Source organism: Citreicoccus inhibens (assembly GCF_019039035.1).
Taxonomy (GTDB): domain Bacteria; phylum Myxococcota; class Myxococcia; order Myxococcales; family Myxococcaceae; genus Citreicoccus; species Citreicoccus inhibens.
The window spans coordinates 97,372-119,031 of the sequence record NZ_JAHNZT010000023.1 but is presented as its reverse complement, the minus strand read 5'-3'; the positions used below and the strand labels follow the sequence as shown (position 1 = coordinate 119,031).

Here is a 21,660-nt window from a genome sequence, read left to right as displayed (position 1 = left end):
CGCATCGGGTGGGGCTCGGTGGGGTTGGGCTGATGTGTGGACATGGCGCCGGACTCAGGGATGCGAGTGCTCATGGGAATGCTCGGGCGCGGCGGGGGCTGGAGGCGGAGCGGGGGACACTGGCGCCTCGGTGGAGCCGGGGAGCCGTCCTCCGAGCAACTGCTCCAGCTCCGCCCTGGCCATCCAGTAGTCGCGGACGGTTTCGAGGTAGCCTCGGTAGGACTCCACCTGCTCCTTCTTCGCGGTGAGCAGGGGCGTCAGTCCAATCTGCATCGCGTTGTACTGGAGCTGCGACTGCGCGATGACCTTGTCTCTCAAGGGCAGCACCGTGGTCCGGTAGTGCTCGGCTTGCATCCGCAAGGACTGCAAGCGGGCCCGCGCGGCTCGCACCTCGGAGCGCGCGTTGACGGAGAGTTCCGTCAGCCTTCGCTCGCTCTGCCGATACTGCGCCTCCAACTTGCCAATCAGCCCCTGTCGCTGATCGAAGATGGGCAACTCCAACGACAGCGTCGGTCCGAACAGCCGCGGCCCATCCGAGTCTCGGTGCGTGTGCACGCCGACTTCGACTCGGCCGAACCACCGCGTCGTCTTGGCCAGCTCCAGCGCGTTCCACATCAGCGAGGCCTGCTTGCGGGCCGCGTCGATGTCCAGACGCTGCTTGATGGCCGTGGTCTCCAGGTGCTCCAGCGGCGCTTCCTTCGCGGGCAGCTCCGGGAGGGACTCGGAGAGGGTCCACTGGATTCTGGGGCCCCAGAGCCCCATCAGGCGGTTGAGGTGCTCCCGGTCCTCGACCAGGGTCAGCTCCTCTTGCGACAGGTCGAGCTTCGATTGCTCGGCGGTGGCCTGCTCCGTGGCCAGTTCCAACTCGGTGATGTTGCCCGCTTCTCGCTGTCGGGCGGCGAACTCGGCGGACACCTCCGCGGCCAGGAGGACCTCGCGGCGCAGCTCGACCAACTGGCGGCGCGCCTGGAACTCACGGAATGCCTTGCGCACGTCCGCCGCGGTCGAGAGCGCCTCGTGTGCCACGCGCAACGTGTCCGCGATGAACTGCTCCTTCGCGACGCGCTTGCGCAGCGGCAGGGTGAAGAGGTCCACGAACTCCTGAACGAGCGAGAACTCGTGCTCGGTGATTCCCAGGTTGCCGATGGGCACCCCGATGCTCCCGCTGAACACCGGGTTGCTGAGCAATCCCGCCTGCACCATGTCGGCTTGCGACACGCCCAGCTCCTCGTACGTCTGCTGGAGCGCCGGGTTGTTGAGCAGGGCCACCTCCACCGCTCGGTCCGAGGAGAGTGGCTCGCCAAGCAACGTGTCGAGGTGTCGCGAGACCTCCGCGTCCTCGGGCGTGCCTTGATCCCACCGGGTCTTCAGTCCGGTTCGCGCTTCGACGAGCGCGGCCACTTCCTGGTGGCCTCGCTCCTTCTGCATGGAGGCACAGCCTCCCGCCAGCAGCGCGAGGGACAGCAATGCGGCATTCTTCACGGATGGGCCCCGTGGTCGTGCCCGGAGGTCCCCGTTCCCTGTGGCTTCGCGTTCGTGTCCGCCGGCGCCGCGGGCATCAGCTTCATGCCGCACTTTGGGCAGCGGCCCGGCTTGTCGGCGCGGACCTCGGGGTGCATCTCACAGGAGTAGACCTGCGTGCCCGCGTCGGGCGTCGCGGCGGCGTGTGCGCCACCCGCATGGGAGGGGGGCGTGTCCGCCAGGGCCGAGAGCGAGAAGAGGGTCGCGAGGAGGCAGAGTGTTGGACGCATGTGACTCTCAGAGGGCTGGGCGGCGAGGCCGCCAGTGAGTTCGCCCCCGAAGAGCAAGCGCCGGGCCAGGATGTCCTCGCGCGCAACCCCGTGAATCGACGAGGGGTGGCGCCCTTGGCGCACCCAGACCCGGGGGCGAGCTGTGATGGCGGACATCACACTGTGATGGCAGGCGCGGGCCCTGAGTGTTCAGGGGCGCACCGCACCGCCCGCACGGGCCGCGCGGATCCGGCCGACCTGCTCACGGGCCGTAGGGAAAGTGTTGCAGGAGCTGGGTGACGGGAGGCTGGCAGAGCTGGACGATTCGAGCCTCGTCCAAGAACGTCTGCGCCTTGGTGCGCAGGTAACAGCTCGCGGGGTCGTCTCGCGGCGAGGCGTACTGGCACAGCTGCAACGATTGGGGCTCGTCGAGGAAGCTCTGGTGCTGGACGCGCAGGAAGCAGCGCGCGGGGGCCTCGGAGCTGGCGCCCTGGCACAGTTGGGAGGCCGTGGTGTCGCTCACCAGCCCGCCTTGTCTCGCCGCCTCGAAGCAGGAGAGCTGCGGTGGCTCCTCGGCTCGACTCACCGCCGGAACGCCGAGCACCAGGGCGCTCCCCAGGGAGACCCACCCGCTCGCGCTCCGGAGGCGCTGCCACCGGCTGTCTCGTGGCGCCATCGCGCACCTCCTGGACTGAACGTAGGTCGTGCGCTGCCCCTCGTTCACGGGGGCGCGGTCGCCCGTCTGGCCGGCCCGTCTCGGTTGTTCCACGGGGAGCTCGAGATGGGGCGCTCGGTGCCCTGGTGCCTGTCCTCGGCCGAGCCCTACAGTGCCCGGGCCGAGCACGCACGAGAGGCCGCCCCATGAACGACGCACTTCGAGTCTGGCTGGCGGAGAACCTCAGCCGGGGCGTGGACGCAGACGTGCTCGTTCGCGAGCTGGTGCGCCGAGGGACAGAGGTCTCCGTCGCGCGGGCGGCGGCGGCGGCGGCGCGGGTACATCCCGCGGTGCTCGCGGCCTCGGAGCGGAGCCGACTGGGGCGCGAGCTTCGCGCGTTGATGGACCTGCGCTCCGTGCTGTCCCGGCAGGCGGGAGCGCGCTCCCGCGTGGAGCGGGTCCGCGGCCTCTCCGCGCCCGAGTTCCTCGAGCGGTTCTATCTGCCGCACCGGCCCGTCATCCTCACGGGCTTCATGGAGGACTGGCCGTTGATGGCGCGCTGGCAGCCTCACGCGTTGATGCGCTCGCATGGCGATGTGGAGGTGGAGGTGATGATGGGCCGCGAGGCTCGTGCGGATCACGACCTGGAGCCCGAGCCATGTCGCACGCGGATGCGGCTGGGGGATTTCATCCGCCGCATCCTGGAGGGGGGCCCGACGAATGACCTGTACCTGACCGCGCGCAACTTCGCGCTGGAGCGCCAGGAGTTGCAGTCGCTGCGCGATGACCTGCGCTTCCCGACGGGGTTCCTGCGGCCCTCGTCCGCGCATGGGGCATTCAAGCTGTGGATCGGCCCCGCGGGCACTCGGACCGCGCTGCACCATGACCTGGGCTCGGTGTTGTTCGGACAGGTGTCCGGGCGCAAGCGGTTCTGGCTCGTGCCTTCATTTCAGACGGAGCGCGTCTACAACCACCATTCCGTCTGGAGCGAAGTGGACGCTGAGCATCCGGACCCGGTGGGCTTCCCCGCGTTCGAGAAAGCGCACATTCACGAGGCTGTCGTCGAGCCCGGCGAGATGTTGCTCATCCCCGCCGGGTGGTGGCATCAGGTCCACGCGCTCGACGTCAGTGTCTCGGTGACGTTTCAGGAACTCGACGTCCCTGGTGGCAACACGTGGTGGCGTTTCGCGGCGTGAGTGCTCGACGTCATGGTCCGGGAGGGAACGGCGGCGTCGATGGCGGCCGGGTCGGCGGGGGCCGATGGGGCAGGGCGCTCGGTGCCTCGTGCGGACGCATGGGCGCGGGCGATGGGTTGGGGACGATGATGGGGAGACTCGAAGACGGACTCATGAACTGCCCTCGTCGACAGGGAGACAGGCCCTGGCTGTATAACGCACCGGATGCGGGCTGTTTGTGAATGAAACAATGGGCCTTGCGCGACGGGCCTGGGTCGCGGAGAACCTCGCGCGAGGTGTGTCAGCAGAACGTCTGGTGGCTCGATTGTCCGAGGCCGGTCTGACGGGTTCTGTCGCGGTCGAGATGGTTCGCGAAGCCATGGCTCACCCCTCTCTGTCTGTCGCTCGGGCGCGAGCCTCGCAGGGTGGGCGCGTGGAGAGTTGGTTGAGGACTCGCTCGGTGTTGCATTCCCAGTCGGGAGCGGGGGCCGAGGTGGAGCGGCGTCGCGGGCTGTCACGAGAGGAATTCTTCGAGCGCTATTACTTTCGCAACCGGCCGGTCATCGTCGAGGGCTGGTTGGAGGATTGGCCCGCCCTGACCCGTTGGACGTTGGAGGGCCTGCGCTCGCGCTTCGGTGATGCCCCCGTGGAGGTGATGTCCGGCCGAGACGCGGAGCCCTCGCCGGATCTCCATGCCGAGCGACTGCGCCGCACGGTTCCCTTCGGTGAGTTCATCGCGCGCCTGCGCGAGGGCCCGACGAATGACGTCTATCTGGTGGCGCGCAACAGCCTGTTCCAACGTGAGCCGTTTCGCGGCCTGTTGTCAGACGTCCTTGCTCCCGCGGGCATCATCCACCCCGCGGTCCACGCGCCCGAGTGCGCGCACCTGTGGTTCGGTCCCGCGGGGACTCTGTCCAACCTGCATCATGATCACCTCAGCGTCCTCTTCTGCCAGGTGGTCGGCCGCAAGCGAATCTGGCTGATTCCATCCTGGGAGACGCCGCGGCTGGCGAACGGGCAGGGCCTGTACAGCGACGTGGATATCGAGTCGCCCGATGTCGAGCGCTTCCCGGAGTTCGCTCGGGCGACCCTGTCCACCTGCGAGGTGGGGCCCGGGGATGCGCTGCTCCTCCCGGTGGGTTGGTGGCACGCGGTGCGCGCGCTGGACGTCAGCCTGTCCGTGACATTCGTGAACTTCGATGTGCCCTCGCGCAACACATACTGGCGGGACTATTGGCTGGGGCCGGTGCCCGACGAGGTGGGCCGATGACAGACGTTGTTTCTCGTGACTCGCGCCGTGCGTTGGCGCCGGAGTGGCGTCAGTGGCTGGTGGAGAACCTGCTGCGGGGCACCGCGCCGGAAGACCTGGTGGCGGAGTTGATGGGCGCGGGCGTGCCGGAGGCCCGCGCGCGTGAGGCCGTGGCGGTGGAGCAGGCCGAGCCTCATCTCCAAGGCGCCCTGCGCGCGGTGCAGCGGCAGCGCAAGCTGGAGGGCCTGTTGGATGTGTATGCGGACCTCCATCGGCAGGGCGCGTCCCCGGCCCAGGTCGCGCGTCATGCTTCGCTTTCACCCGAGGCGTTCTTCGCGCGGTACTACTTCCAGAACCTGCCCGTGGTCCTGGGCCCCGAGGCGTGGGCGGGGGGACCGAGTGCGTCCGCGTGGGCCGTGGAGCAGGTGGCGGAGTTGCTGGGTTCGGACTCGGTCTGTCTTCCCTTGTTCGAGGATGCGCGCCTCGCGTCCCTGCGCGACACGCTGACCTTGCCTCGCGGCTACGTGGCGGATCCGGCACGCGCGTCCGAGCCCAAGTTGTGGTGGACGCCGGGTGGGGCCGAAGCGCCGTTGCGTGTCTCGCGACACAACCTCTTGCTCGGGCAGGTGCAGGGCCGCCTCGAGCTCAGCCTGGTCCCCGCGTTCGAGTGGATGCGTGTGCAGGGCGCTGACCCCGAGGGGCGGGCCCCGTTTCGACTCGAGGTGGCGCTGGCTCCAGGCGAGCTGCTCTTGATTCCAGTGGGGTGGTGGTACGCGCTTCACGCGCCCGGGGCCTGCGTGGGGATTTCGTTCGAGGGCTTCGCGACACCGGCGCGCAATGTCCGATGGGCCGACCTGGACGGAGAGCCCGAGCTCACCCCGTTTCCCGGGTAGGACTTCGTCACTGGTACAGCAGCACGGTGTCCACCCACTGCGCGTCGGGCGATTCCTGGAGCCAGTGGAGCCGCTCATCGCGCAGTGCGAGGGCGGGCTCGGCGCCGGCCAGGATTCGCTCGCGCACGTCGCGGAAGAAGCGGCCCGAGGCATCCGGGATGTCCTGCGTGGCCGCGAACACGGCGCGCGCGCCCGAGGCGACGAAGGCCTGTGGGAGCGAGGACGTCTGGTGGAGGATGGGCGGCAGCCGCGCCGCGCCGCAGGCTCCCAGCAGGACGATGGGGGCGCCGTTCAGGTGGATGCGGCGCAGGGCCTCGGCGGTGAGGGCGTAGCGCCCGCCAGGGTCCGGTGCGAGCGCGATGACGGTGGCGTCGGAGAGGCTGCGATCCACCATGCCGTGTGCGTGGATCTCGATGTCCGTGGCGTCCTCCATGTCGGTGAGCACGCGCTCGGGCGTGGCCTGCGCGCCGGTGAGTTCGACGGCGTGGGGGACGGTGGGGGCCTCGGGCTCCCACGCGGGGAGGCGGGGCAACCGCAGCGACGGCGGCGTGTCCACGTTGGCGACGATGAGGCGCAGCGGCGGCCGAGCGGGCGCAGCCACGCGCTCGCCGGGGCCCACGTGGTAGCTCCAGGCGAGGTGCGAGGGCAGGAGTCCCGCGCGGGTATCCAAGGGCGGCGCGGCGAGCACTGCGACACGCGTGCAATCCTGGAGGCGTGAGACGAGGTCCGCGGGAACCAGTCCCGAGAGGTCATCGGGCAAGGGCGCTCGGCGAGCGGCGTCGAAGTGGCCTCGCACCTGACCATCCGCGCCGCGCACCACGGCGACGGTGCGCTCCGCTTCCACCGAGGCGGCGACCACACAGCCATCGGGGATCTGGACGTGCAGACCTTCGGCGATGATCGACAGGGCCTCGGAGAATGCGCCCGCCTTGCCCGCGCTCACCGCCAGCGTCTGATAGGCCACGGCGCGCGCGTCGCGGGCGTCCGCGTCGATGGCGAGCAGTGGCTCGGCCTCGGAGATGGCGCGGCGCAGGGTGGCTTGTCCGGCGCGCCAGTCGCGCTCGACCTGGAAGCGGCCTTGGATGAGGGTGGCCAGCACCCGGCGACCGGGGGACTCACTGGCGGGCGAGACGCGAGCGAGCGCGTCTCGCAGCCGAGGCTCATCGGTGGGACGAGGCTCCAAGCGCGCGAGGTCCGCGAGGATCCACGCGCCGAGCAACCCCGGGGGTTGACCGCAAGAGAGGGCGTCCTCCAGCTCGCGACGCGCCTCACGGGGCCGCAGCCGCATCAGTGCGAGCGAGGCCTGGATGCGGTGCAGTGCCGTCCGCATGCGGCAGCTCTCGGGCTCGCGCGCCAGCGCCTCGGAGAGGACGGCGCGGGCCACGGCGATTCGGACCTGGAAGCGCGCGGCATTGCCGAGCATGTAGAGCGCCAGCTCCTCGCGCTCCCACTCTCCCAGAGCGGTGGCTTCGGTCCAGCTCGCGCGGGCGAACTCCTCGGCTTCGGACAGGCGGTTCGCGGTCGTGGCGCGCAGGCTCATCTGCGCCATCAGGTCCAGGCACCGCAGGGGCAACTTGCTCGCGCGGCAGCTCATCAGGGCCTCGCGCAGGCGCTGGCTGGCGCGCAGCCCCTGGCCCGCGAGGTCCTCCAATCGCGCGGCTTCCTCCTCGACGCGCAGGCGTAGCCACGGGTCGCGTGAGTCGCGAACGAGAGCCTCCAGCTCCTCGAGGTTCTCGGCGAGCAGTGGATTGTGGAGGAGCGCGCCGAGGAGCAGGTCCGGCACGTCCGCGGCGCGCAGGCGCTTCACGAACGACTCAGGGGAGGGGTGCTTGTCCAGCGCGAGCTGCGCGTACTCGCGCGCCAACGCGCCCCGCTTCGAGAAGTCCCGCTGCGCGGCCTCGCGCACGTGCTCGGTGAGCAGCTCCGTCCCCGAGACATGATCCAACTCGGCGGCGAGCGGTAACAGGGCCTGGACCGCGCGCGCGTCCGGGGCGGCGCGCACGAGTTCATAGAAGAGCTCGCGGGCATGTCCCGGGAATCGCCTCGCGGCCTCGACGGGCACGGGGGCGCTGGGGCGGGTGAGGCGCGCGATGAGCGCCTCGTGCGTGACGCTCCAGGCCTGGGCTCGCTCGCGCAGGCGGGTGCGCAGCAGGGTCGCGAGTTGTCGCGCCTCGTCACTCCAGCCGGGCTCCGCCTTGGCGGCCAGGGCCTCGAAGGACTGGGCGGCCATGAGCGGCAGACCCAGCTCGCGCAGCACGAGGCCGCGGTTCCACAGCGCCTGCGGATGTCCCGGCTCCTCTTCCAGCACGGCGTCCAGCAGGGTCAGGGCTTCGTCCAGGTGCCCGCCCATCAAGGCCGCGGCCGCGCGGTCGTTGTCGCGCGCGAGCGAGGCCGGCGTTCGTCGCAGATGGGCGAGGGCCTGCTCGATGTCCCCATGCGTGAGGTACGCCGCCGCGATGGCGAGGGAGTCGTCGCGGGACTCCAGTCGCGCGAGCGCGCGCAGGGGCACGGGCATGGTGTCGGACGTGGGGCCGTGCGGGGGCGCGTAGCGGCGGTAGACATCCGCGGCGGGCACGCTGAGCCGCGCCTCCAGCGGGCGGGTGGGCTCCGAGGCGCGCCACAGCTCGGGGGCATCGCGCTGGCCGCCGAGCTTGCGCCACGACAGCCCCCAGAATCCCAGGCCGAGCAGCACCCCGAGGCTCAAGGCCCAACGTGCGCCTCCCGCGCGACCGGCCACATTCCGCGGCTCGGCCTGCTTCCCCGCCATGCAGGAACCTCCGACTACCCCCGATGTTCGTCGCGAACTCCGAGCCGGATTGTAGGACCAAGAGGCGAAGCCCGGACAGGGAGGGAGTCCGCTTTTTCTCGCGCGCTCGCCATGTCCCGCTGCGTCGAACCTGGACGGCGGCGGGCAGAGCGAGGCCCGGGTGGCGAGTCCGCAGGGGAGTCGTGCCGGAGAGGCTCGGGACGCGAGGGCCTCCAGGGCGCGAGAGACGACACACCTTCGAAGTGAGGTCCCGAGACTCAATCCCCCCGGAAGGAGACGCCATGCGCGCCAGGAAGAGAATCTCGCGGTGGTGCCGCACGAGCGGACTCGGTGCGCTGGTCACCATGGCCATGATGGGCTGCACGGGCCCTCAGGAGGAGCTGGACTTCGGGCCTCAGGCGTCGGCGCAGTCCACGGGGCTCGGGCAGTCAGTGGCCACCTTCCGGGATGTGCTGGGGGACGCGGGCCAGTGGGTGAACCTCCCCTCGGTGGGGTGGGTGTGGCGGCCGGATCCCTCCATCGTCGGGGCGGACTTCGTGCCGTACGTCACCGGCGGGCAGTGGATGGAGAGCGACCGGGGGTGGGTCTTCCAGACGCAATGGGATTGGGGCTGGGCGCCGTTCCACTACGGCCGGTGGTTCGTCCAGCCGGGGTATGGCTGGGTGTGGTGGCCGGATGAGGAGTGGGCGCCCGCGTGGGTGGACTGGCGCTGGGGCGATGGCTTCGTGGGCTGGGAGCCCGTGCCACCTCCGGGGCTCACGCTCGCGCCCTTCTGGAGCTTCGTGACCCTCGCGGATCTGGTGCAGCCGAACCTGTTCCTCTTCGTCGTTCCAAGAGCGCGGGTGGTGGAGCTGCTGCCGAGGACCGTGCCGGTGGGGGAGCGCGTGCAGGGCTTCCGGGGCGCGTGGTCGCGAGGGCCCGCGCCGCGCGAGATTGAGCGCGCCACGGGCCAGCCGCCGCCTCGCGCACCGCCGTCCGCGCCTCCCACGGCGCTGCGCCCTCGTCCCCCGGAGCCGACTCCCGCTCCGCGAGGTGGTGCTCCTCACGGTTCGGCTCGGACTCCCGCGCCCGCGAGGCCGCCTCCGTCCGCGCCTCCGACGAGGCCCGTGGCGCCGGTCCATCCGGCGCATCCGCCGCCGGCCCCCTCGCATCCCTCGGAGGTGGCGCCCGCGCATCCGCCGGCCCCCGCGCATCCGCCAGCCTCGGAGCACACCGAAGCGCCGTCGAGCCCGCCGCCGTCGCACGGCCACTCCGCGTCGCATCCTGAAGGACACCGGCCGAGGTGAGCTCAGCGCTCGGCGCCCGGGTCGCCTCTCCCTGGTGGCTGGGGCTGGCAGGCGCGGGGGCGGTGCGTGGCTCGGTGCGAGGGGTGGGCGACCCCTGGCGGCACTTCATAGGTTTGCGGCCGAACGCATCGCCGTATCAGGGGAGGACGTCATGGCCACCACGCAGACCCAGCCGTTCGTTTCCGACATCAAGGAGATCCGTCGTCGCGCGCGCGAGCACCTGGAGGAGGGCGCGCGGACCACGAACTACGAGGGCAACGTGGACACGACCCTCAAGCTCCTGAATGACGCGCTCGCCACGGAGGTCGTCTGCGTGCTGCGCTACACGTTCCACTACGTGAGCGCCGTGGGCATCCAGAGCGAGGCGGTGAAGGCCGAGTTCGGCGCGCACGCGCGCGAGGAGCAGGAGCACGAGATGCGGCTGGCCGAGCGCATCAACCAGCTCGGGGGCAAGCCCAACTTCAACCCCGAGGGCCTGCTGTCGCGCAGCGCCAGCCAGTACGTCGAGGGCTCGAACCTGGTGGACATGATCCGCGAGAACCTGGTCGCCGAGCGCATCGCCGTGGAGACCTATCGCGACATGATCCGCTACTTCGCCAATCACGACCCGACGACGCGGCGGCTCTTGGAAGACCTCCTCAGCAAGGAGGAGGAGCACGCCAACGACATGCATGACTTGCTCGTGGCGCACCAGGGCAAGCCCATGCTCGACAGCTAGCGCGGGGCAACGTCCGGTCCCCGCCCGCGCATCGACCTTCGGGTGTGTCGCGGGCGGGTGGGCGAGCCCCTGGCGTCCCGTGCGGGCCTGATTGCCGTCCCCCGCCGAGGGGGCGAGGTTTCCCTGGGGCTTGGGGGGACTGCACATGGCGGCGACGCGGCGGACCACGGGGCTCGGTTGGCGGGGAGGCGTGCTGCTGGGAACGCTGGTGCTGGCGTGCGAAGCCGCGCCGGTGGAGGGGGCCCTCGAGCAGGCGAGCCCTCGTGAGGAGGACCCCGCTCCCCCGCGAACAGCGGAGCCGCTGCGCGTGGGCGAGGGGCCGGTACACGAGTCCCAGGGCGCTGAGGGCCGACCGCTCGCGTTGCTGGGCCCCGCGGTGACGTCGGGAGGCCGCGACGCGCTGGTGGCGTGGTGGGACGTGCGCGACGGCGGCGTCTACGGCCAGCGCGTGCGCGCGGACGGCAGCTCCCCCGAGCCGATGGGCATGCGGCTCAACCCCACCACGCGTCCCGGTGGGGCGCCCGCGGTCGCGGATGCGGGCCACTCGTTCGTGGTGGTGTGGGAGGCGACGGACGGCGTGGCGGGCGCGCGGCTCGACCGGAGCGGTGCGCAGGTCCAGCCCTTCTCCGTCATCACGTCCCATCAAGTCGTGGACATCCCCGCGCTCGCCTGTGGTCGCGACGTGTGCCTGGTCGTGTTCATGCTCAAGGATGAGGTGGGCGCCAGCCTGGGCTTCGTGCGGGTGTCTCCGCGCACGGGCGAGGTGCTCGACCCCGAGCCCAATCCCCTCTCGGGCGCGCGGCTGAGCGGCGAGCCCGCGGTGGCGTGGAATGGCCGGGAGTTCCTCGTGGCCTGGACGGACTCGCGCGGGGGGCTCGAAGCGCCGGACATCTACGGGGCGCGGGTCAGGCCCGATGGCATCGTGATGGAGGACGGCGGCTTCCCCATCGGCGCGGCGCCGGGCGCACAGCGCAATCCGAAAGTCACCTGGACGGGCCGGCGCTTCCTCGTGGTGTGGGAGGACCAGCGCCACGGCTCGGACTGGGACATCTACGGCGCGCGGGTGGAGCGGCAGGGCCACGTGGTGGATCCGGAGGGCATCGCCATCGCGACGGGGCCTGAGGACCAGCGCTTTCCTTCCGTGGCGCACCAGAAGTCACGGTCCCTCGTGGTCTGGCAGGACGGCGCGTCGCGCGGGCGCCGCATCCGAGGCGCGCGGCTGACGACTCGCGGCGTGGTGCGGGATGCCGAGGGGCTGTGGTTCTCGGAGAATGAGCACCGCGACGAGTACCGCCCGGTGGTGGGCGCGTGTGGTCGAGGCCGCTTCCTCGTCCCCTATGCGGCCTTCTCGGAGGTGGACGAGGTGTTCGCGCCCCACCTCATCCTCGCGCGTCGGGTGACGCCGGATGCGCGCGTGTTGGATGCCTCGCCCCTGGTGCTGACGCGAGGACCGTCGCGGTAGCCGTGGGAGCGGGTCCGGATAGACTGCGCCGCACTTTTCGTCCCGTTGGGGAGGCGCCGTGCGGCAGTTCCGGGGAATCACGCTGGGAGTCTGGCTGCTGGCGTGCGTGGCGCTGGCGGCCGAGTCGTCGCCGCCCGCGCGGGGAGACATCGCGCTCACCATCAGCGGTGGGGTGAGTCTGGGGGCCTACGAGGCGGGGCTCACCTGGGCCTCGGTGCGCTTTCTGCGGCTGCTCCAGTCGCCCGCGTCCGGCGCGCCCGCCATCCAGCCGCACCTCGCGGGCGTCACGGGCGCGAGCGCGGGCAGCATCAACGCGCTGCTCGCGGCGGCGCTGTGGTGCCAGGCCCCGGACTCCACCGCGGATGACAGCGTGGACTCCAACCTGATGCGGGACACGTGGTTGCCGGTGGGGCTGGATGACCTGTTGCCCGAGGACGCGAGGCGCTATCGCGCGGATGACGGCCTGCTGACGCGGGCCGCGCTGGAGCGGGTGCTCGCGGACGTGCGCGCGAAGGTCTTCCAGCCGCAAGGGTTGCGGCGCTTTCGTCCGGGCTGCGTGGTGCCGCTCGGGTTCAGCGTCACGCGCCTGTCGCCCGAGGTGCGCAACATCGCGGGCCTGCCCTCGGTGACCCAGCGCTTCGTGGTGCCGCTGCTGTTCGAGGTGACGCCCACGGGCCGCGTCCGCCTGCGCTATCAGCCGCTGCCCGAGGGGAGCGATCTGGCGGCCAGCGCGCTGTCGCTCGGAGAGAGCCCGGACCCCGAGGCGCCGGGCACCGCGGTGAGCCCCGCGCAGGTGAGTCAGGCGCTGATGTCCTCGGCGGCGTTCCCGCTGGCCTTCAGTCCTCGCGAGCTGTGCGACTGCGCGGCGGCCTGTCCCGTGTCGCAGCAGGTCCGCCGGGGCACCTGTCCTGGGCCCGTGGCGGGCGAGTCCCTCACCGAACTCACGTGCGCCGCGCGCTCCACGCCGGGGCACGAGGTGACGCTGTGCCGACGGCCCTACGTGGATGGCGGTGTGTTCGACAACGCGCCGGTGGGGCTGGCCATCGAGCTGGCGGAGTCGACGCGGACCGCGCGCCCGTGGTGGCCGGTGACGTATGTCTTCGTGGATCCGGATGTGCGGCGCTTGCAGGGTGGGCTCGGCGCGGGGCCGGCTCAGGAGCCCACGTCCGACGCGAGCCTCGCGGGCAGCCTCGACCTGTTCGCCGGGCTGGTCACCACCGCGCGCAACTCGGAGCTGGGGCGCGCTGCTCGCGCGATGCAGTGGAACCGCACGTCGAGAGACCTGCTGCTGCGGGCCGCGTATGAGAGCCGCCAGTACGCGCGCCTCCATGGCGTGCTGTCCGACCTGGCGCACGAGAAGCTGGAGGCGGTGCGGATGCTCGATGCGCCCGACCCCCGTCCGCGGCTCACCGTGGATGCTCGGCTGTATCGCGGCCGGCTGCTGTTCTCCTGTGTGAGCCGGCTGCGCGGCGCGATGAGCGGCCCCGCTGGAGAAGCCCTGCTGAGAGACTGCGCGCGGGCGCTGCGCGGCGAGTCTGGCGTGGACCCCTTGCGAGCGGATGCCGCGCAGGTGGCGCGCGTGGGGACGCGGCTCTCAATGGACGAGTTGGTGGAGTTGGGCACGGCGCTGGCGGCGATGTTCAGCGAGGGCAACGCCTTCCGGCGTCAGGTGGATGCACCGCTCACCGCGTCGTGGATGCCCGGGGTGGACCGCCTGCGCATCCAGGACGTGGTGCGCGACGGCGTGGAGCTGAGCGCCTCCACGCTGGAGTTCTTCGCGGGCGAGCTGGAGTCCATGGTGCGCGGCGGCCTCACCGAGCTTCAGCAGGTCCGCCTGCGCGGCTCGATGCTGGAGGTGATGCGCCTGTGCCGAGGGCTCTCGTTCGCGACGAACCTCTTGGCCAACGCGGTGCTGGACTCCCAGCTCCAGGGCATGGAGTCCATGCCGCTGTCGTCCGTGGCCATGCCCGCGCACGACGCGCGCGAGGCGCTCCGGTCCAAGCCGCCCGGCGTGCTCTTCGCGCCCGAGGCCCCGAGCCGCGTCGTGGAGGCCGGGTTGGCGCTGCTCGTGGATGAGGAGGTCGCGGCGCTCCAGCGCGAGCCCGAAGGGGGCACCGCGCACGATGCGGACCCCGCGCTGCTCGCGCACCGAACCCGGCTGTTGGGCACGCTGGTGGGGCTGGTGCCCGCGCTTCAGCTTCGGGCCGCGTCGCTGGAGTCGCTCGCCGAGCAGGCCCAGGCGCTCCAAGGTGGGCGCTCTCCGGAGCGGCGGCTGTTCGTCTCCACGCGCTTCGCGCCGCTGGCCAGCTCCCAGCTGGGCAACTTCGCGGGCTTCCTGGACAGGCCGCTGCGCGAGCTGGACTACTACTCGGGCATCTACGATGCGGTGCACTCCTTCGCGGTGGAGGCGTGCGCGCGACAGGACCCTTATGCGCGGGGCTCGCCCATCCCGGTGCGGCGCCCACCGCCCTCGGACGAGTTGGATCTGGCCGCGCCCGACACGCAGCGGTGCGTGGGGCAGGGGATGCACGTGCTCGCCGAGCGGATGGGGCTGCTGGCCTCACCACGCGGCAGGCACGTGCTGGTGACGCTCGCGCGAGAGGAGCTGGCGGCCACGCTGGGCAGTCGCGCGCAGGCGGACGCCCTGCTGGGCGAGTCCTGGTGGGCCTGGGCGAGCGGGGACGTGTCGCTGCCCCACGGGGACTCGGTGGCGGCGGCGTTGGCCGCGGCGCGCTCGCATCGGCGGGCCTGCGGTGAGCGCGACACGGAGGCGCTGTGCCTGGAGGACCCCGGCTTCGATGCGTTCCTCGCGGGGCTGCGCGCGCAGGGCTTCCAGGCTCAGGACCCGAGCATGAAGCTGGCGCTGGAGGACCCCGCGCGCTGGTGGGGGACGACGCTGCGGCGCGTGGTGGATCGCGCCACGGTGGTGGAGCTTCAGGAGACGAACAACGCGCCGGACGCGCCCCCGTCCACGGCGAGGGATGGGGTGCGCTGGGTGCTGGCGGCGGGCCAGCTCTGGACGCGGCGCTCGGCCCTCAACGGCCCGACGCCGCGCTTCGAGTTGGATCCGTCGAGCGTGCCGAGGACCGCCCCGCCGGGGGCCTCCCCGTGGAAGCCGTGGGCGCTGCACCTGTTGCCCTATCGCGTGGCGTTCGATGCCGCGAACGGCGGCGTGGCGGCGGCCTGGCTGGAGCCCGCGCTGCGCCTGTCTCCGAGCCTGTCCCTGGTGTCCCAGGTGGAGCCGATCGACTTCGAGAGCGAGCACAACCGCTTGTCGAGCACCGTGGGGCTTCGGCCCACCGTGCACATCAACGGCGTGTCGCTGGGCCTGGGGCCGCGCGCCTCGGTGCACTGGGCGGGGAGCGAGCGCCGCTTCGACTGGGGCTTCGCGGCGCACGCCGCCATTCTCCAGGACCGCCTGGGCGTGAGCGTCGGCGTGCGCGAGTCACCGTTCCAGGATGGCGGGGCGCTGCGAGGGTTGACGGTGTCGCTGTCCCTCGCGGACCTGAACGGCCTGGCCTACTGGTTCACCCTGTAGGGGCTCGCGGGCTCACGCGCCCCAGTAGTAGCTCCACTTGAGGAGGACGGCGTCGTTGGCCGGACCCGCGAGCAGCCGCTTCGGGAGCAGGGAGGCGGCGGGGCGATCTCCCTCCGCCGCCGGCAGTCCTTGCTGCGCGCGCGAGTACACGAGGAACAGCGTGGAGCCCAGGCGGTACTCCCAGCGCAGCACCACGTTCACGTTCAGCGCCGTGTCGTAGAAGCTGTCCGCGTCGGCGCGGTCGACGGGGGTGAGGTCGGCGAGGCGGATGGGGGCCTTGGCCTCGTTCGAGCTGGCGCTGAAGTAGCGGCCATAGACGCCGTAGTCGGTGAAGAGCTGCGCGTAGCCCTGGAGCGTCAGGTGCGGCGTGAGGATCCACTGCTGGCGCAGCGTGAGCGACAGGTAGTTGGACTTCAGGTCGCCCAGGATGAAGTGGGAGTTGCCCAGGTTCTCCACGAAGCGGGCCACGTAGGGCGTCCGGTCATTGCCCACCTCCACGCGCGTCTCCAGCGACGGATGGGGCCGCACGGAGACGAACACGTCACCGCCCCAGCCCACGCGCGCCGGGGTTGGACCGCCGGCGCGGTGCAGGGCCATGGACGCGTTGCCGCCGATGGACATCGCGCGCTTCGCGTTGCTCTCCACGTAGAAGTTGACGTAGTGGCTGCCCTCGCGCTCCAGCGGCACGCCGGTGCTGTCGAGCGCGCGCACGTCGTAGCCGCCGACGTCGGTGCCCACGTCCAGCTCGATGAGGTCGAACGTGGGCAGGATGGCGATGAGGTTCAGGTCCATGAACGCGCCCCGGAACGTGGCGCGAGAGTCCGCGGTCCACTTCGCGCCACCTGTGACAATGGCCCGGAAGAGCTTGAGCGGCCCCAGTCCGTCCTGCCGCTCGTAGCGCAGGGTGAAGCGGGGCGTCTGCTCGTTCTGCGCGCGCTGGAAGCCCGTGGCCACGAGCGACAGCGTCGGCGACGCGAAGTCGACGCCCACGTCCGCGCGGAACCCGTTGCCGCTGAAGCGGCCGGCGCGCAGATAGCCGCCGACGCCCATGTCCCCGCGCCGCAGCACCGTTCCGTCGTGCAGCGTCCGCTCGGGCAGGCCCCGCACCACTTGCGAGGCATTGAGCTGGCCGTACACCGCCCACTCGCGGTTCGCCGAGCGCAGGTCGAAGTCCATGCCCAGCACGTTGCCGCCGCGCGTCCGGCACTCGGCGGGCTGGCGCGCGTCGTCCAGGGCCGCGTCCTCCTCGCGACACAGCCCGGCCATGGGCAGCGCCGACGCGAAGCTCACGCCCACGCGCGAGGCCGTCCCCACCGGGGCGCGCGCCGCCGCGGCCAGGAAGTTGGTGGTGGCCAGCGGCGCACCGGGCAGCTCCGCGTCCGGCCCCAGGTGCAGCGGCCGGCTGGGGTGCACGCGCAGCCGCCGGTCCGGGTTCGCCTCGTCCTGCGCCTGCCAGGGCCCGGCGACGAGCGCGTCCAGCACGCCCACCTGCACGCCCGGCCCCACCGTGCCGGTCAGCTTCGCCGCGCCGAGGATGGGCGTCTCCAGCCCCACGCGCCGCGAGTAGAACATCGTCAGCGGCGAGCGCCCGCCCTCCCAGCCCACCGGCTGGAACAGCTCCATGCCCTGGGTGAAGAAGGGCCGGCGCTCGCTGTAGTAGGACTCGAAGGTGGAGAGGTTGAGCAGGAGTTGATCCGCCTCCAACTCGCCGAAGTCCGGATTGAACGTGGCGTTGAGCATCAGCCCGCTGCTCAGCGCGCCTCGGACATCCAGGCCCACGTCGAGCACGGGGCTCATCATCCGGGGCGTGGGCTGCGCCGCGTCCGAGAACTGCGGCCGCATCACCCCGCGTGCCGCCACGTAGGGCACCAGCTCCCAGCGGCCCCGGGGTTGGAGGTCCACGAGCCCCGTCAGCCGCCCCAGCCGCGACACGTTCGCGGCCGCCTCGCGCGGGTTCTCGACGGACTCCAGCTCCTCGTTCTTGCGCGCGATGTCCCGGCGCACCGAGAAGCCCCATGACTGCACCGGCGCCTCGGGGAAGCGCAGCAGCGACAGGGGGATGGCGTACTCGGCGACCCAGCCGTCCTCCACGTTGCCCACGGCCGCGTCCCAGACGCCGCCCCAGTCGGTCGTGTAGTTGCGGTCGTCGTAATACAGGCCGTCTTCCTGGATGCCGCCCGCGTTGACCGCGAAGCCGTAGCCGGTCCGCCGGTCGTTCATCGGGTCGATGATGAGGCGCACCGCGTCCGAGTACGGGAAGTCGTCTCGCCGCCCCATGCGCCGGTCGATGAGCGCGGGCTGCGAGTCGTGCGCGACGATGCCCACGTAGAGCGTCTCCGCGTCGTAGAGGACCCGGACCTCGGTGCGCTCACTGGGAGTACGCCCGGACACCGGGAAGCGCTCCACGAAGGCGTCGAACACGGGCGCCTTCGCCCACGCGGGTTCATCGAGACGGCCGTCCACGTGCAGCGGCCCGTCAGCCCTCACGGCCTGAATGGCCTCCGCTGCCTGCGCGACCGTGGCCCCCAACAACACCGCCAGTGCGCAACCCCTCATCACTCCAGACGACATGCCGCTCCTCGATGCGCGCGCTCCGCCCCCAAGCCGCGGCAGCGCATCGCCGCAAACGCTCCAGATGAACTTTCATTTCGCAGGGATTGAGTCAGCGCCGACTCCAACCGCGCGCGGACTCGCAGCCCGTGTGCCCTTATCTACGAATTGATTCGTAGAAGTCAACGAAGGGCTTCGTACTTTGGTGGCTCGCGAGGTCGGGCCCCGCGCTGGCTACGGGATATCCACGGGTCTGAATCACCGGGATGTCTGGGAATGAAGGGCTTATAAACGGAGCGTGAGGGTTTGACCGGACTGGGGGCGCGTCCCTACCATCGCGCTTGGCCGAGGGGGCTGTTCAAGACATGCAGACGTTTCCGGAAACGCCTGGGTACCTGCCCCAGGGCGCGGACTCTCTTTATTTCGTGCATCACCACGCCGTGGGCCCGAGCCGGGCGGCGGTGCTCCTGGTGGGGCCCATGGCCCTGGAGCGGACGCACGGCTACGTCGTCTGGGCTCGCTGGGCGCGCCATCTCGCGCAGCGGGGCGTGGAGGTCCTGCGCTTCGACTATCGCGGCGTGGGCGAGAGCACGGGGCGCTTCGAGCAGATGACGCTGGCGCGGTGGGAAGAGGATGTCCGCGCCGCGCTCGGGCACCTGCGGGCCTCCTGTCCTGGTGTGCCGGTGGTGGTGCACGGCCTGCGGCTGGGCGCGTTGCTGGGGGCGCGCGTGTTCGCGGATGAAGGGCTCGCGGGCCTGCTCATGTGGGACCCGCCCGAGTCCGGCCGCGCGCACTTGATGGACTTGCTGCGGCGCAAGGTGGCCTCGGACAACCTGGAGGGCACGGGGGGACCGCGCCGCTCGCGTGAGGATTACGTGGCGGAGCTGGAGTCCGGAATGCTCATGGAGGTGGAGGGCTATCCGTGGTCGCGCGAGCTGTGGCGCAGCACGGAGTCCTATGGCCTCGCCTTGCCGACGCGCGATGACGCGCGACCGTGGCGGGTGGTGCACCTGGACGGGCGCCCGGCGGAGAAGTGCCTCGTGCCCGGGCGGAGCCTCTCCGCGCGCATCCCGCGGCCCTTCTTCTGGACCGCGAGCAACAAGCTGCTGCCGGACATGTCCCAGGTCTTCGAGGACGGGCTGACTTTCATTGCCGAGGCGAGCGCGCGAACCCAGGCGCAGGAGGCGGTGTCATGAGGGAGCTGTTCGAGGTGGATGTGCTCGGGCACCGACTCTGGGGCACGTCGCATCCGGTGCCCGCTGGCACCCCGGCCCGCACGGTGGGCTTCCTCTTCCTGAACCCAGGGCACGTGCCTCGCGACGGGCACGCGGGCCTGTCCGCGCGCGCCGCGGACCGTCTGTCCGCGCAGGGCTATCCGTGCTTCCGCGTGGACCTGCCGGGCCTGGGGGACACCGAGGGGCCGCTGCCGGACACGACCGCGGAGCTGTACCGGCAGGTGTGTGACGGCGGCTTCGTGCCCGTGTCGCTCGAGTTGGTGGAGGCGCTGTGCCAGCGCCATGGCCTGGACGGGTTGGTGCTCGGCGGCCTGTGCGGCGCGGCCACCACGTCCACGTATCTGGCGGATCGCGACCCGCGCGGCGTCCGAGGTGTCTTCCTCTTCGAGCCCGAGTTCTATGTGACGGAGCCCGTCCAGGACGAGGCGCCGCCCGAGGCATCGCGCCCGCAAGGCCGCCGGGAGCGGTGGCGAGGCCGGGTGCGGCGCGTCACCTCCAAGGTGTTCTCCTTCTGGGGCTGGATGCGCATGCTCACGCTGGAGAATGAGTACTCGCGGCTGTTCCGCTACGTGCCGTTCCCGCGTCAGGCGCTGCTCGACCTCTTGCTCGACCGCGACGTCCTGCCCGACGTGGCCAACGTGCCGTTGGTGCAGGCATGGCAGCGGGTGGTGCAGCGCGGGACGCCCGCGCTGGTGCTCACCGCGGAGGGGAAGCTGCGCGATGTCTTCTTCGAGCGCATCCACCAGGCCGCGCTCGCGCACCTGCCTCACCCCAACGTGTCGCGCTTCAAGCTGACCGGCACCAACCACATCTTCACGACGGGGGGCGCTGGCGAGCGGGCGGTGGAGCATCTGGTGCGCTGGGCGAACCAGCACTTCCCCGCGCGCGGAGAGGGCGTCGGGGCGCGTCCGGAGGGGACGTGGGGGGGCACCCGACTGGCGGGGTGAGGCGCGACGCCGGACGAGCAGCCCGCACCGTCCCGTGATTGAATCGCCGTTCATGCTGGCTCTCCCCCCCTCGCTCGCTCGTCCTGTGCTCGTCCGCTGGCTGTGTCCGTTGCTCCTGGGCGCGCTCTCGGCCTGCGTCACCGTCCCCAGGCCGCCCCCGCCTCCCCCGGACTTGCAGGCCGAGTGTGACGCGGGCCGCGTGTCCTCGTGTCAGGTGCTCGGCGGGCAGCGGATGGGGGAGGGGAACGTGGTGGACGCCGCCGATGCCTTCGCCAAGGCGTGCAATCAGGGCGATGTCGCGTCGTGCATCACCGCGGGCCGCATCCGCATGGAGCACGGCGACCTGGACGGCGCCGAGCCGCCGCTGCGTCAGGGCGTCGACGCGGAGAACGAGGAGGCCACGCTGGCGCTGGCGGACCTCCGCGCGGCGCGAGGCGACACGGCGGAGGCCGAGCACCTGCGCTGGGCGGCGCTCGCCGTGGAGAAGTCACTCGTGGAGGCGGTGCTCGGGGCTCGCCTGGGGCTGGGGGGCGAGACGGGCATGATGTTCGACATCCACGTTCAGCCCATGGCCTTCCTGGCCCGGCGCATCAACCTGGGGCTGAACATGACCGCGATGACGCACCTCAAGTCGGAGCTGAACTCCTACGTGGGCTATCAGCACTTCTTGACGAGCTGGGCGGCGCCCTACGCCCGGATGTTCCTGGGCTCGGGCTGGCATGACAACCGTCCCGAGTTCAACGTCGGCGGCGAGGTGGGCATGAAGCTCATCCTCGGGGAACTCGCCCATATCGGCGTGGCGTTCGGCACCACGTCGGTGGGCGGCTCGTACTTCGGCATTCAGCTCGGGCTCGATTGGAAGCTCGCGCTGGCCATCGCCCTGCAAGTGCACTGAGGCCGACTCAGCTCCAATCCCACGCCACCACGACCCACTCGTCCGTGTCGTCGCGGTAGGTGGTGACGGGCTGGAAGCCCACGCGGGCATGGGCGCGCATGGAGCGCGTGTTGCGCGAGGCGATCTCCGTGAGGCACAGCTCGTAGCGATCCGCGTAGCTCGCGCGGTGCTCGCGGTAGAGCGCATCGAAGATGCCCTGGCCGCGGTAGTCACGCGCCACGCACACCTGGCCCATGACGTAATAGCGGTAGTCGCCCAGGGGCTTGCCCTTCCACGACAGCGTGTCGAAGAGCTGGAACATGGGCTCCAGGATGGGGATGAACGCGCGCGTCTCCACGGGCATCACCAGCGCATAGCCGGCGAGCCGCTCGCCATCCCGGGCGATGATGCTCGGGGCCACCGCGTGCATGCGCTCCAGCGTGTCCAGCGTATGCGCCACCGTGACGAAGCCCTGCTCCAGGGCCTCTTCGGGTGACACGTGGCCGCGCAGGTTCTCGCGCTGGAGGGTGAGCACTTGCTCCAGTTCGGCCGGGGCGGTGACGAGCGTGGTGCGCATGATG

General features: G+C 71.3%; 16 protein-coding genes. 10 read left to right on the top strand and 6 right to left on the bottom strand.

Annotated features, from left to right (window positions below):
- Positions 1-54: 54 nt before the first annotated feature.
- The 3 genes from KRR26_RS24145 to KRR26_RS24135 all read right to left on the bottom strand — a co-directional run bounded on the left by KRR26_RS24145 (position 55) and on the right by KRR26_RS24135 (position 2,406).
- A complete protein-coding gene (locus KRR26_RS24145) occupies positions 55-1,482 on the bottom strand; it encodes a TolC family protein (protein WP_217080965.1) in 1,428 nt (475 codons plus the stop codon).
- Entirely contained in the window at positions 1,479-1,751 is a 273-nt protein-coding gene (locus KRR26_RS24140) for a heavy metal-binding domain-containing protein (RefSeq protein ID WP_217080964.1), read from the bottom strand. The genes KRR26_RS24145 and KRR26_RS24140 overlap by 4 nt, the downstream gene beginning before the upstream one ends.
- A 241-nt stretch (positions 1,752-1,992) precedes the next feature.
- Entirely contained in the window at positions 1,993-2,406 is a 414-nt protein-coding gene (locus tag KRR26_RS24135) for a hypothetical protein (protein WP_217080963.1), read from the bottom strand.
- 185 nt (positions 2,407-2,591) lie between these two features.
- On the opposite strand from KRR26_RS24135, the gene KRR26_RS24130 reads away from it, so the two are divergent.
- The 3 genes from KRR26_RS24130 (at position 2,592) to KRR26_RS24120 (ending at position 5,702) form a co-directional block, all read left to right on the top strand.
- A complete protein-coding gene (locus tag KRR26_RS24130; protein ID WP_217080962.1) occupies positions 2,592-3,581 on the top strand; it encodes a cupin-like domain-containing protein in 990 nt (329 codons plus the stop codon).
- A gap of 358 nt (positions 3,582-3,939) precedes the next feature.
- Entirely contained in the window at positions 3,940-4,830 is an 891-nt protein-coding gene (locus KRR26_RS24125) for a cupin-like domain-containing protein (RefSeq protein WP_233577488.1), read from the top strand.
- On the top strand, positions 4,827-5,702 hold the full coding sequence (locus KRR26_RS24120; RefSeq protein WP_217080961.1) for a hypothetical protein: 876 nt from the start codon (positions 4,827-4,829) through the stop codon (positions 5,700-5,702). The genes KRR26_RS24125 and KRR26_RS24120 overlap by 4 nt, the downstream gene beginning before the upstream one ends.
- Positions 5,703-5,709: 7 nt before the next feature.
- Here KRR26_RS24120 and KRR26_RS24115 read toward each other — a convergent pair whose 3' ends face one another.
- The gene (locus KRR26_RS24115; RefSeq protein WP_217080960.1) at positions 5,710-8,469 is read right to left on the bottom strand and encodes a CHAT domain-containing protein; all 2,760 of its coding nucleotides are present in this window, start codon (positions 8,467-8,469) and stop codon (positions 5,710-5,712) included.
- 281 nt (positions 8,470-8,750) lie between these two features.
- Here KRR26_RS24115 and KRR26_RS24110 point away from each other — a divergent pair, with 281 nt between their 5' ends.
- The 4 genes from KRR26_RS24110 to KRR26_RS24095 all read left to right on the top strand — a co-directional run bounded on the left by KRR26_RS24110 (position 8,751) and on the right by KRR26_RS24095 (position 15,473).
- Positions 8,751-9,755: a DUF6600 domain-containing protein gene (locus KRR26_RS24110; RefSeq protein ID WP_217080959.1), complete on the top strand. Its 1,005-nt coding sequence runs from the start codon at positions 8,751-8,753 to the stop codon at positions 9,753-9,755.
- Positions 9,756-9,906: 151 nt separating this feature from the next.
- Positions 9,907-10,473: a ferritin-like domain-containing protein gene (locus KRR26_RS24105; protein ID WP_217080958.1), complete on the top strand. Its 567-nt coding sequence runs from the start codon at positions 9,907-9,909 to the stop codon at positions 10,471-10,473.
- A gap of 145 nt (positions 10,474-10,618) precedes the next feature.
- Positions 10,619-11,935 carry a hypothetical protein gene (locus KRR26_RS24100; protein WP_217080957.1) on the top strand — a complete coding sequence of 439 codons (1,317 nt, stop codon included), beginning with the start codon at positions 10,619-10,621 and terminating at the stop codon, positions 11,933-11,935.
- Positions 11,936-11,993: 58 nt separating this feature from the next.
- Entirely contained in the window at positions 11,994-15,473 is a 3,480-nt protein-coding gene (locus KRR26_RS24095) for a patatin-like phospholipase family protein (protein ID WP_217080956.1), read from the top strand.
- Between the two features lie 12 nt (positions 15,474-15,485).
- Here KRR26_RS24095 and KRR26_RS24090 read toward each other — a convergent pair whose 3' ends face one another.
- Entirely contained in the window at positions 15,486-18,029 is a 2,544-nt protein-coding gene (locus KRR26_RS24090; protein ID WP_236069135.1) for a DUF5916 domain-containing protein, read from the bottom strand.
- 359 nt (positions 18,030-18,388) lie between these two features.
- On the opposite strand from KRR26_RS24090, the gene KRR26_RS24085 reads away from it, so the two are divergent.
- Genes KRR26_RS24085 through KRR26_RS24075 form a run of 3 tightly spaced genes read left to right on the top strand, consistent with a single transcriptional unit; the run spans position 18,389 to position 21,100 of the window.
- Complete coding sequence (locus KRR26_RS24085; protein WP_120210397.1) at positions 18,389-19,219, top strand: serine aminopeptidase domain-containing protein; 831 nt, start codon at positions 18,389-18,391, stop codon at positions 19,217-19,219.
- Positions 19,216-20,205 carry an alpha/beta fold hydrolase gene (locus KRR26_RS24080; protein WP_217080954.1) on the top strand — a complete coding sequence of 330 codons (990 nt, stop codon included), beginning with the start codon at positions 19,216-19,218 and terminating at the stop codon, positions 20,203-20,205. The genes KRR26_RS24085 and KRR26_RS24080 overlap by 4 nt, the downstream gene beginning before the upstream one ends.
- A gap of 52 nt (positions 20,206-20,257) precedes the next feature.
- Entirely contained in the window at positions 20,258-21,100 is an 843-nt protein-coding gene (locus KRR26_RS24075; protein ID WP_217080953.1) for a hypothetical protein, read from the top strand.
- 7 nt (positions 21,101-21,107) lie between these two features.
- Here KRR26_RS24075 and KRR26_RS24070 read toward each other — a convergent pair whose 3' ends face one another.
- Positions 21,108-21,656: a GNAT family N-acetyltransferase gene (locus KRR26_RS24070; RefSeq protein WP_120210400.1), complete on the bottom strand. Its 549-nt coding sequence runs from the start codon at positions 21,654-21,656 to the stop codon at positions 21,108-21,110.
- Between the last annotated feature and the right edge of the window lie 4 nt (positions 21,657-21,660).

Bases quoted from the DNA above. Each gene is read 5' to 3' on its own strand.
- KRR26_RS24105 (WP_217080958.1), top strand. From the start codon at position 9,907: ATGGCCACCACGCAGACCCAGCCGTTCGTTTCCGACATCAAGGAGATC.
- KRR26_RS24125 (WP_233577488.1), top strand. From the start codon at position 3,940: ATGGCTCACCCCTCTCTGTCTGTCGCTCGGGCGCGAGCCTCGCAGGGT.
- KRR26_RS24075 (WP_217080953.1), top strand. From the start codon at position 20,258: ATGCTGGCTCTCCCCCCCTCGCTCGCTCGTCCTGTGCTCGTCCGCTGG.
- KRR26_RS24080 (WP_217080954.1), top strand. From the start codon at position 19,216: ATGAGGGAGCTGTTCGAGGTGGATGTGCTCGGGCACCGACTCTGGGGC.
- KRR26_RS24135 (WP_217080963.1), bottom strand. From the start codon at position 2,406: ATGGCGCCACGAGACAGCCGGTGGCAGCGCCTCCGGAGCGCGAGCGGG.
- KRR26_RS24140 (WP_217080964.1), bottom strand. From the start codon at position 1,751: ATGCGTCCAACACTCTGCCTCCTCGCGACCCTCTTCTCGCTCTCGGCC.
- KRR26_RS24120 (WP_217080961.1), top strand. From the start codon at position 4,827: ATGACAGACGTTGTTTCTCGTGACTCGCGCCGTGCGTTGGCGCCGGAG.
- KRR26_RS24130 (WP_217080962.1), top strand. From the start codon at position 2,592: ATGAACGACGCACTTCGAGTCTGGCTGGCGGAGAACCTCAGCCGGGGC.
- KRR26_RS24070 (WP_120210400.1), bottom strand. From the start codon at position 21,656: ATGCGCACCACGCTCGTCACCGCCCCGGCCGAACTGGAGCAAGTGCTC.
- KRR26_RS24085 (WP_120210397.1), top strand. From the start codon at position 18,389: ATGCAGACGTTTCCGGAAACGCCTGGGTACCTGCCCCAGGGCGCGGAC.
- KRR26_RS24110 (WP_217080959.1), top strand. From the start codon at position 8,751: ATGCGCGCCAGGAAGAGAATCTCGCGGTGGTGCCGCACGAGCGGACTC.
- KRR26_RS24090 (WP_236069135.1), bottom strand. From the start codon at position 18,029: ATGAGGGGTTGCGCACTGGCGGTGTTGTTGGGGGCCACGGTCGCGCAG.
- KRR26_RS24115 (WP_217080960.1), bottom strand. From the start codon at position 8,469: ATGGCGGGGAAGCAGGCCGAGCCGCGGAATGTGGCCGGTCGCGCGGGA.
- KRR26_RS24100 (WP_217080957.1), top strand. From the start codon at position 10,619: ATGGCGGCGACGCGGCGGACCACGGGGCTCGGTTGGCGGGGAGGCGTG.